This window comes from Pseudoalteromonas sp. TAB23 (assembly GCF_000498075.1).
In the GTDB taxonomy this organism is placed as follows: domain Bacteria; phylum Pseudomonadota; class Gammaproteobacteria; order Enterobacterales; family Alteromonadaceae; genus Pseudoalteromonas; species Pseudoalteromonas arctica.
Genome location: NZ_AUTP01000128.1, coordinates 52276 through 63300, shown reverse-complemented (window position 1 = coordinate 63300; position 11025 = coordinate 52276). Strand labels below are relative to the sequence as shown.

At 39.6% G+C, this 11025-nt stretch carries 7 protein-coding genes (1 of these 7 only partly in view); 4 read left to right on the top strand and 3 right to left on the bottom strand.

From position 1 onward, the window contains the following. Nucleotides 1–252 precede the first annotated feature (252 nt). Entirely contained in the window at nt 253–3078 is a 2826-nt protein-coding gene (gene uvrA, locus L654_RS0104695; protein WP_024607429.1) for an excinuclease ABC subunit UvrA, read from the bottom strand. Nucleotides 3079–3240: 162 nt separating this feature from the next. On the opposite strand from uvrA, the gene L654_RS0104690 reads away from it, so the two are divergent. The 4 genes from L654_RS0104690 (at nt 3241) to L654_RS1000000127220 (ending at nt 8351) form a co-directional block, all read left to right on the top strand. Continuing rightward, entirely contained in the window at nt 3241–4608 is a 1368-nt protein-coding gene (locus L654_RS0104690) for an MFS transporter (RefSeq protein ID WP_010553785.1), read from the top strand. 20 nt (nt 4609–4628) lie between these two features. Then, the gene (ssb, locus tag L654_RS0104685; RefSeq protein ID WP_024607428.1) at nt 4629–5351 is read left to right on the top strand and encodes a single-stranded DNA-binding protein; all 723 of its coding nucleotides are present in this window, start codon (nt 4629–4631) and stop codon (nt 5349–5351) included. 262 nt (nt 5352–5613) lie between these two features. Continuing rightward, nucleotides 5614–6468, top strand: coding sequence for a diguanylate cyclase (locus L654_RS1000000127225; RefSeq protein WP_225305716.1), 855 nt, complete (start codon nt 5614–5616; stop codon nt 6466–6468). Between the two features lie 218 nt (nt 6469–6686). Next, complete coding sequence (locus L654_RS1000000127220; protein ID WP_225305715.1) at nt 6687–8351, top strand: response regulator; 1665 nt, start codon at nt 6687–6689, stop codon at nt 8349–8351. A 228-nt stretch (nt 8352–8579) separates the two neighbouring features. Here L654_RS1000000127220 and pntB read toward each other — a convergent pair whose 3' ends face one another. Together pntB and L654_RS0104670 are read right to left on the bottom strand one after the other, a co-directional pair. Beyond that, nucleotides 8580–9974, bottom strand: coding sequence for a Re/Si-specific NAD(P)(+) transhydrogenase subunit beta (gene pntB, locus L654_RS0104675; protein ID WP_024589878.1), 1395 nt, complete (start codon nt 9972–9974; stop codon nt 8580–8582). A 10-nt stretch (nt 9975–9984) separates the two neighbouring features. Further along, nucleotides 9985–11025, bottom strand: partial view of a Re/Si-specific NAD(P)(+) transhydrogenase subunit alpha gene (locus L654_RS0104670; protein WP_024607427.1) — the 3' portion only. Its footprint extends 495 nt past the window's final position; the window shows 1041 of its 1536 coding nt (coding positions 496–1536); its start codon lies beyond the right edge, outside the window; its stop codon occupies nt 9985–9987.

Below are 11025 nucleotides of genomic sequence, written 5' to 3'. Positions count from 1 at the left end.
TCTCGGCAATTGCTCCTGCATTGCTCTACCTTCTGCATCCATGCAGTCGTAAATGAGAATTTTTTAACACAGGTAGCGACACGTTTAGCCCCGCAAAATGATTAAGTATTATTGCGGATTTGTATTATGTTGATAAATGAAAAATTAGAGCAAAAAAAATAGCGAGAAGTGAGTCTTCTCGCTATTTTTAATCAAATGTAATCTCGACAGTTAAATAACCTTAATGCCGATTGATTTGTAACAACTAAACCTCTATTTATTTAATAGAGTTTTTAGGTAATGCCCTGTATGTGAACGCTCACATTCGGCTACTTCTTCTGGCGTACCTGCAATGAGTATTTCACCACCGCCAGCACCGCCTTCAGGTCCTAAATCGATAACCCAATCTGCTGTTTTAATTACATCGAGGTTGTGCTCAATAACAACAATTGTATTGCCGTGATCGCGCAAGCGATGAAGCACAACAAGCAGCTGTTCAATGTCAGCAAAGTGTAAGCCTGTTGTTGGCTCATCTAATATGTAGAGCGTTTTACCAGTATCACGCTTTGATAGCTCGCGCGCTAATTTTACACGTTGCGCCTCACCACCAGAGAGAGTAGTAGCGGCTTGACCTAAACGCACGTACGACAAACCAACGTCCATCAGCGTTTTAAGCTTACGGGCAATAGCCGGTATTTTATCAAAGTAATCATGAGCGTCTTCAACAGTCATCTCAAGCACTTGGTGTATGTTTTTACCTTTGTATTGTACTTCGAGGGTTTCGCGGTTATAGCGTTTACTCTTACATACATCACACGGTACATACACATCAGGTAAAAAGTGCATTTCAACTTTAATTAAGCCGTCACCTTGGCAAGCTTCACAGCGTCCGCCTTTAACGTTAAAGCTAAAGCGACCTACTTTGTAGCCACGTGAGCGCGCTTCTTGTGTACCTGCAAATAACTCACGAATGCCGGTAAATATACCTGTGTAGGTTGCCGGATTTGAACGCGGAGTACGACCAATCGGGCTTTGATCAATATCGATCACTTTATCAAAATGATCTAAACCGCTAATTGATTTATATGGAGCAGCTTCGGCAGTGGTTGCGCCATTTAGCTCTGTATGAGCAAGTTTAAACAAAGTGTCGTTTATTAGCGTTGATTTACCTGAGCCCGATACACCTGTCACACAGGTCATTAAACCAAATGGGATTTTTAAATCCACATTTTTAAGATTATTACCCGTTGCGCCAAATAGCTCTAGCCATTTGTCGTTTGTTGGGTGACGTTCTTTTGGTATTTCTATTCTACGTACGCCAGATAAAAACTGGCCCGTAACAGACTCTTTGCTTGCTAAAATATCGTCGCGTGTTCCTTGAGCAATAATATGCCCACCATGAACACCCGCGCCTGGGCCAATATCAATAATATGGTCAGCGGCACGAATAGCATCTTCATCGTGCTCTACCACAATAACGGTGTTACCTAAGTCGCGCAAATGGACCAGTGTTTGTAATAAACGGTCGTTATCGCGTTGATGCAGCCCAATAGATGGCTCATCTAGTACGTACATTACACCTACAAGGCCTGCACCAATTTGGCTTGCTAAGCGAATACGCTGAGCTTCACCACCTGATAGTGTGTCGGCGCTGCGCTCAAGTGATAAGTAATTTAGGCCAACGTTAATTAAAAACGATAAACGGTCGCGAATTTCTTTTAATATTTTTTCAGCTATTTGGCCTTTTTGTCCGGTTAGCGTTAACCCTTCAAAAAATTCCATAGCTTCACCAATACTCATGCACGTGATTGCAGGTAAGTTGGTTTTTCCAATAAATACATTTCGAGATTCTTCGCGTAAACGCGAGCCATTACAGCTAGGACATGCTTGGCTTGTTTGGTATTTAGCAAGCTCTTCGCGTACTGAGTTTGACTCGGTCTCGCGGTAGCGGCGATTCATGTTGTTTAACACGCCTTCAAACTCATGATTGCGCGTAATTAAATCGCCACGGTCGTTACGGTAATTAAACGCAATTTTAGTGCTACCAGAGCCATCTAAAATAATTTTTTTCGAGTCGCTGTCTAAATCTTGATAAGGCACATCTAAATCAAAACTATAATGCTCAGCAACGGCTTGTAGCATTTGATAGTAATAAAAGCTGCGTTTATCCCAGCCTTTAATTGCACCGCCAGCAAGGCTTAACTCTGGGTTATGCACTACGCGATTAGGATCGAAATATTGACGTATACCTAAACCATCACAGGTTTGGCACGCACCAGCAGGGTTATTAAACGAAAACAAACGCGGTTCTAGCTCAGTCATTGCATAGCCACAAGTAGGGCAGGCAAAGTTTGCTGAGAATAGAATTTCTTCAGCGCTGCTATCATCCATGTATGCTACATGTGCAACGCCATTAGACATTTCAAGCGCAGTTTCAAACGATTCTGCTAAGCGTTGTTGTAAGCCATCTTTTACTTTAAATCTGTCTACAACAACTTCTATTGTATGTTTTTTATGAAGCTCAAGTGTTGGTGGATCAGATAAGTCACATACTTCACCGTCTATACGGGCGCGAATATAACCTTGGCTTGATAGCTGCTCTAATAACTTAACATGCTCACCTTTACGCTCTTTTACTATTGGCGCAAGCAGCATTAACTTACTGCCTTCAGGCAGTGCCAAAACAGTATCTACCATTTGACTAACGGTTTGCGCAGCAAGTGGTAAATCATGTGTAGGGCATCGTGGTTCGCCAACGCGGGCAAACATAAGTCGTAAATAATCGTAAATTTCGGTAATAGTACCCACAGTTGATCGTGGATTATGAGACGTTGATTTTTGCTCAATAGAAATTGCAGGAGAGAGGCCTTCGATGTGATCTACATCAGGCTTTTCCATAAGCGATAAAAATTGTCTTGCATACGCAGAAAGTGATTCAACATACCGGCGTTGTCCTTCTGCATAAAGTGTATCAAATGCAAGTGATGACTTCCCCGAACCAGATAGACCAGTAATAACTATTAATTTATCACGTGGGATGGTTAGGCTGATGTCTTTTAAATTATGCGTACGGGCGCCTCGGACTTCAATGTTTTCCATGCTATCTCGTTTATTACCAAAATTATTTACTCAGTATCGCATAATACGAAGCAATATTAATCCTTGATCAATGAAAAATCCTTACTTATAGGCGATTAATTATTGCCAAGCTTATGGTAGAATCCCAACCTCAATTTTTCATAGAGTAAGATCACGCAGATAATGACCGCATCTTCACTTAATTCACGAGAAAAACGCGCCGCAGTATCGCTGGCGAGTGTGTTTGCATTTAGAATGCTCGGCTTGTTTATGCTGATGCCTGTATTGGCTATTTATGGACAATCGCTTGAAGGTTTTTCGCCTATTTGGATTGGTTTTGCCATTGGTGCGTATGGTTTAACGCAAGCCGTATTACAAATACCTATGGGTCGATTATCCGATAAGATTGGTCGTAAAAAGGTTATTGTTGGTGGCTTAGTCGTATTTGCTATTGGCTCTGTAGTTGCTGCATTAGCTGACTCTATTCAAATGGTTACCGTAGGCCGTGCTTTACAAGGTATGGGCGCAATAGCCAGTGCACTACTCGCGTTTGCTTCTGATTTAAGCCGCGATGAGCAACGACCAAAAGTAATGGCCGTTATTGGTATGAGCATAGGAATGAGCTTTGCCTTTGCTATGCTACTTGGGCCAATTGTCGCAGCTTCGTGGGGTATTGCGGGTGTATTTTGGTTGACTGCTATTTTAGCTGTTTTTGGTATATTTATAGTGACTATGCTAGTGCCAAATGCGGTAAATAAAGCGCCCAAAGGCGATACATTAGCAAGCTTTAGCGACATTAAAAAACTAATTAAGCACCCTCAGTTAGCACGATTAAATGCAGGTGTATTGCTATTACACTTAACGCTAACCACAATATTTGTCGTACTGCCGAGTCAATTAATTAAAGATGGCTTAGTTGCCGACCATCACTGGTATTTATATATTCCAGTGCTATTTTTAGCATTTTTATTAATGGTACCAATAATGATTGTGGCCATTAAAAAAGAGAAAGAAAAACAAGCATTTATTGGCTCAGTAGCCTTGTTAACTATTAGTATGCTAGCAATGTCGGTATGGGTTAATAGTGTAGTAGGCATTGCTGTGTGTATGCTGCTTTATTTTGTGGCGTTTAACTTTTTAGAAGCCACTATGCCTGCGCTTGTATCGCGAATAGCACCTGCAAGCCAAAAAGGTTCAGCAATGGGTGGCTACTCATCTAGTCAGTTTTTAGGCGCCTTTTTAGGCGGTATGTTAGGTGGTTATGTAGCACAAACTACAACGACGCAAGCTGTGTTTGCGGCAGCGGCACTTGTTGGGTTAATATGGCTTATTATTGCGTGGAAAATGCAAGTCCCACCCAAAAGTAAAGTTATTAGTTTAATGACCAAATTAGATTCTGAAGAGCATGCTCAAACACTTGCTTCTCAGTTAGTTGCTTTACCAGGCGTAATAGAAGCAACTGTGGTTCGCGATGAAAGTCGCAGCTATTTAAAGATTAATGATAAAGAATTTGACCTAGACCAAGCACGTAAAGTAGCTGGTTTAATCTAACATTTATAGGAGATGGTTCCATGGCACGCGGTGTGAACAAAGTAATTTTGGTTGGTAATTTAGGGCAAGATCCTGAAGTTCGTTATATGCCTAACGGCAATGGTGTAGCAAATATTACCTTAGCAACTTCGGATAGCTATAAAGATAAAAACACTGGCCAAATGGTTGATAAAACTGAGTGGCATCGTGTTGTGTTCTTTGGCAAATTAGCTGAAATTGTTGGTGAATATTGTCGTAAAGGTTCACAAATTTATGTTGAAGGTAAGCTTCAAACACGTAAGTGGACCGATCAACAAGGCCAAGAAAAATACACTACAGAAATAGTTGTAGATGGCTTTACTGGTCAAATGCAAATGTTAGGCGCACGTGGTGGCGATCAGCAAAGTGGTGGTTACCAAGGTAATCAGCCGCAAGGTGGTCAACAAGGTGGTGGTTACCAAGGTAATCAGCCGCAAGGTGGTCAACAAAGCGGTGGTTACGGTCAAAATAACCAAGGCCAAGCCGCACAGCAAAGTGGCTATAATCCGCAGCAACAAGCTGCACCAGCAGCACAACCAAAACCGGCTCCAGCACCACAGCAGCAAAGTAATCAATATCAGCCGCAAGGCGGCTTTGCACCACAACAAAATAGTGCACCGCAGCAGCAAGGTGGTTTCGCTCCTAAACCACAAAGTGCTCCGCAAGGTGGTGCATCAAACCCAATGGAACCAACCATTGATTTTGATGACGATATCCCATTTTAAATGATATAAAGTTATTAGTGTAAAGATAATTAGATTCTTTACACTTTTTACTCTAAACCCAGTATTCGTACTGGGTTTTTTATGCGTATTGCGCTGTGATGATAATCCAAAAACTATCAATATAAGACCTCATTAGGCTGTAAAGTGAAATAGTATTGTTGGTAATGTTAAATTGCAGTAAATTTTATCTTGTATTTAATTGATATATATATCGTTAATACTTACCATTAAACTACTTTCCCCTGATTACACAATGAGAAACATGAAAACTAATATCTTATTTTTATTTCTTGTTTTTCAATTCTTGAGCCCTAGTTCACACGCTCAAACTCCTTCAGACGTTACTCATATTTTATTTATAAATTCAACAAATCAAGATATGCCTTGGTATAAAAGTGTTGAGCTTGGACTGCGTACAGAGCTTAAAAAACGTTCTTTTAGTTATGAACTATTTGTCGAAAATATGGATGTAAATCGCTTTGATGAAGTTAATCAAAAGCAGTTAATGAAAGACTACCTCAAACAAAAATATAAAAATAAGCACATCGATATCATCGTTACTCAGTCGCCTTCTGCAGCGACGTTACTATCTCAATTAGACGATTTTTTTATAAATGCTCCACGAATATACTTAGAGCCAGGCGCCCAGTTTAATCTACCAAAAAAGACCAGCGGAGCTGTGATCCAAGCTAAATTAGATTATGCGCAAGCAACAGCAAATGCTGTTAATTTAATGAAACCTAAAAAATTGATCGTAATTTTAGATACAAAAAACGATATTGGTATGAGCTTTCATCGAGGACTATTTTCGGTTATTAACCGTGATTTTTCGTATTTAAATGTAGAAAAGTGGTTTGATCTTCCATTACCAGAATTACTCACCAGAGTAAGAAATGCCCCAGCGGATTCGATTATTTTATTTACCCCCATTTTTAGGCGTTACGATAATAAATCACTTAGTCCTTATCAGCTAGTAGAGCGATTAACTGAAGAAAGTCCGGCGCCAGTGTTTAGCTATTGGGAAGTACTATTAGGCTCAGGTGTTGTTGGTGGGTATGTATTGTCGGGTGAAAAAATAGGTAAACGTATTGCTGACTCAATATTTTTTTATAATTAAAACAAAGCGTTAAATGAAATTAGTGGTGAAGGGCTTAGTACATACTCATATGATTGGCGACAATTAAGTAAGTTTAATATTGCTCCGCAGAGCTTGCCGGAAGAGTCAATTATCTCTTATTACGAGCCAACTTACTTTGAGAAAAATAAAATATTAATTTACAGCGCTACTGTAATTATTTTTATTCTTAGCAGTTTTTTAGTTTTTTAGTTTTTGTTTTGTTTTTAAACCAACGCCGCATTCAACTTTTAAAAGAGCTTGATGAAGAAAAGCAAAGATTAGAGTCGCGCGTTGAAGAGCGCACTGAAGAGCTTTTGCACGCCAAGGAAGAAGCAGAGCATCTGACATCCGCTAAGTCTGAGTTTTTAGCAAATATGAGTCATGAGATTAGAACCCCTATGAGTGGGATTATTGGTTTGACTAATATTTTGCTCGAAAAAGGTTTACCTGGTGAGTATGAGTATTATTTAGATAAAATTAAATACTCCTCAGATCAACTTCTGGTGGTTATTAACGATATTTTAGACTTTTCAAAAATTGAGTCTGGAAACATTAACCTTGAAGAATTTCCTTTTTCTGTAAATTCGATTGTTGATTATATCAAAGCAACCTTCAATGAATTGGCCCAAAGTAAAGGGGTCACATTTGATATTGTCATTGATGAGGCAGTTAAACTGGACTTAATCGGCGATGTAGTGCGAATAAATCAGGTGCTGTTAAATTTATGCTCTAACGCAATTAAATTCACCCCTCACGGCACTGTATCGGTTTTAATTGAGTCAAGAAAGTTATTAGACGATCCGCAAAGTGTTTGCTTATATTTTACAGTTAAAGACTCAGGTATTGGCATCGCTGAGTATAATCTTAGCAATTTATTTGAATCATTTACTCAGGCAGATAGTTCTACAACTAGGAAGTTTGGTGGTACAGGGTTAGGTTTAACAATTAGTAAGCGTTTATGCCAATTGATGGGTGGTGATATAACGGTACACAGCACTCAAGGTGTGGGTAGTGAGTTTATAGCTTCGGTGGAAGTTAAATTGAACAACCAAGCGTTGATTGATGATACGCCTAACCTAATCTTTACTGATCCGTTTGATGTATTAATTATAGATGATAATGAAGAGGACCTTAAAGTAATTGAAAATCAGCTTACAGCTATGGGTTTAGCATGTACTGCGTACTCGTCTGCTAAGCAAGCTATTGATATTATTGAACAGAATAAAGAAAAATTTAAAGTCATTATTGTCGATTGGATAATGCCAGCGATGAGTAGTGAAACATTTTTAACGCGTATTTATAATATTAATCCCCAGCTTTGCAATAATATAATTGTACTTACAAGGGATCATGAGGTTTTACTTAATGATGTGGCTAACAAAATAAATATAAACACAATTTTGCAAAAACCTGTTTATTCGAGTGTCTTGTATAAGGAGGTGAGCAGTAGAGTGTTAGGTTTTTTTAATGAAGTGCCTAAAGTAAATACTGTGAGTAAACAGTCGCTGGCGGGTATTAAAGTATTAGTTGTGGAAGATAATTCGATCAATCGACTAATAGTTACCAACATACTAGAAAATAGCGGCGCTCAGGTTTACTTAGTTGATAATGGATTAGAGTGCATCCAAACAGTAAAATTAGAGCCGTTTGATATAATTTTAATGGATATTCATATGCCTATCATGGACGGTGTTGAGGCGACTCAAATTATTCGTAATGATAGTGATGAAACTATCGCAAATATTCCAATAATTGCCTTAACAGCTAATGTTATGAAAGATGATATTACACGATACTTATCTATTGGCATGAATGCTCATGTTGCAAAACCCATTAAAACACAAAAACTACGTGAAACTATAATTCGCTGTTTAAATAAATAGCTGAGCCATTAAAGTGATTTAATAATTATATATATCAAATGCCTGTCGTAATATCTCCCGTTGCTTGAGCCTGTTTTGAATAACTTAAAATAGAATTTGACTCAAAGGTTTAATAGGTAGTTTAACTAGTTATAATCACGGCAATTAAGCGGATCTCAAAAATATAAAATCTAAGTAATGCAAAAATAACAAAGCCATGGAATCCTCCACGGCTTTGCAACGTTACTTTTATAGTGCAGCAACAACTTCGACTAACGTGTCTTTGGCATCTCCAAAGAGCATTTGTGTATTATCTTTAAAAAACAATGGATTTTGTACCCCAGCATAACCAGTTGCCATACTGCGCTTTAAAACGATAGACGCTTTACCATGCCAGCATTCAAGTACTGGCATGCCGGCGATAGGGCTATTTGGTTCATCAAGTGCTGACGGGTTTACAATATCGTTTGCACCAATCACAAGTGAAACATCAACTTGTGGAAAATCGTCGTTTACTTCATCCATTTCAAAAACAATGTCGTAAGGAACTTTAGCTTCAGCTAATAATACATTCATTTGTCCAGGCATTCGTCCTGCAACAGGGTGTATTGCAAAGCGCACGTTAATGTCTTTTTCACGTAATTTACTTGTGAGTTCAGAGACTATTTGCTGCGCTTTTGCAACGGCCATTCCGTATCCAGGAATAATCATTACTTCTTTTGCGCTCATGAGCAGCTCTGCTGTTTCGATTGCACTGATTGTTAGTACTTCACCTTGTTCTTGATCCCCTGCAGGTAAAGCTTTTACATTGCTACTACCGAATCCACCGGCAATGACTGATAAAAAATTTCGGTTCATAGCTTTGCACATTATATAGCTCAAAATAGCTCCGCTTGAACCAACTAATGCACCAATTACAATGAGTAAATCGTTATTTAGCATAAAGCCTGTTGCGGCAGCGGCCCAGCCTGAATAACTATTAAGCATAGATATAACAACCGGCATATCGGCACCGCCAATTGCCATCACCATATGAATACCAAAAACTAAAGCAAGCGCTATCATAATAATCAGTGGGAACATGCCGTTACCAACAGCAGACTGCACAACGAATTGCTGCCCAAGCCACGCTACAGCAACTAATAAAACAAGGTTAAATATGTGTCGCCCTGGTAGTGTTAAAGGTTTACTGCCTATTCGACCAGATAATTTACCAAAAGCGGTAATTGAACCTGAAAATGTAATAGCACCAATTAAAACACCTATATAGGTTTCAATATCGTGAATGGTCAAATCAATTCCTGAAAAATGACTAGAAGCATCCGCAAAGTTAGCATACCCAACCATTATAGCCGCGAGTCCGACTAGACTGTGCAAAATAGCAATCAGCTCTGGAATTTCAGTCATTTGCACTCGTTTTGCTACAAGTAAGCCAATACTGCCACCCACTAATAATGCAATCATCAACTCAATATAATTATTGGTAACAACACCTAAAACAGTCGCCAAAAGCGCAATAACCATGCCTGAAATACCATACCAATTACCTTTACGGGCAGTTTCTTGATTGGATAGGCCGTTTAAAGCCAAAATAAAAAGAACCATCGCAGCAATGTATGCCACGGTTACAATACCAGTACTGATCATGACAACCTCACTTACGGAACATTTTGAGCATGCGATGTGTTACAGCAAAGCCGCCAACAATATTAATACTCGCAATTAACACGGTAAAAACGGCAAACCATTTAATGGTGTCGTCTGTTGAGCTTATTTGAATTAAAGCACCGATAACAATAATGCTTGAAATGGCATTGGTTACACTCATTAAAGGCGTATGTAGTGCAGGCGATACACTCCAAATAACCATATAACCTACAAAGCAGGCTAAGACAAAAACGGTAAAATGAGACATAAAATCAGCGGGTGCAACGCCACCAAGCCCAAGCAATGCTAATGCACCGATAGCGGCGCCAATAATAGGTCCAAATACCGATTTCTTTTTCTCAACAATAGTGGGTTTAGGTTTAGGTGTAGCCGCAACCTTTTTAGGGGGGGCAGATAGTGTGGGCGCTGGTGGCGGCCAAGTTGTTTTTCCTTCAGTACATATAGTTGCACCTAAAACAACGTCGTTTGTCATATCAACAAAGAGTTTGCCATCTTTTTCCGGGGTCATTTCGGCTAACAGGTTGTGTAAGTTATTACTGTATAATTGGCTCGATTGTGCAGCAAGGCGACTTGGTAAATCGGTGTAACCAATAATCGATACACCATGGCATACGGCAACCTTACCCGGAACTGTTAATTCACAGTTTCCACCTTGTTCGGCTGCAAGATCGACTATTACGCTGCCGCTCTTCATTGATGCAACCATCTCGCTGGTGATCAACTTAGGCGCTGGTTTTCCGGGTATGAGTGCGGTAGTAACAATTATATCAACGTCTTTAGCTTGCGCTGCAAACAATGCCATTTCGGCTTCGATAAATTCATCGCTCATTACTTTAGCGTAACCACCTTCGCCTGAGCCGTCTTCATCTTTAAAGTCGAGCATTAAAAACTCAGCGTCCATGCTTTCAATTTGCTCTTTTACTTCAGCACGCGTATCAAATGAGCGAACAATTGCGCCCATACTTTTTGCAGCCCCAATAGCGGCTAAACCAGCAACACCGGCACCAATTACAAGTACCTTGGCGGG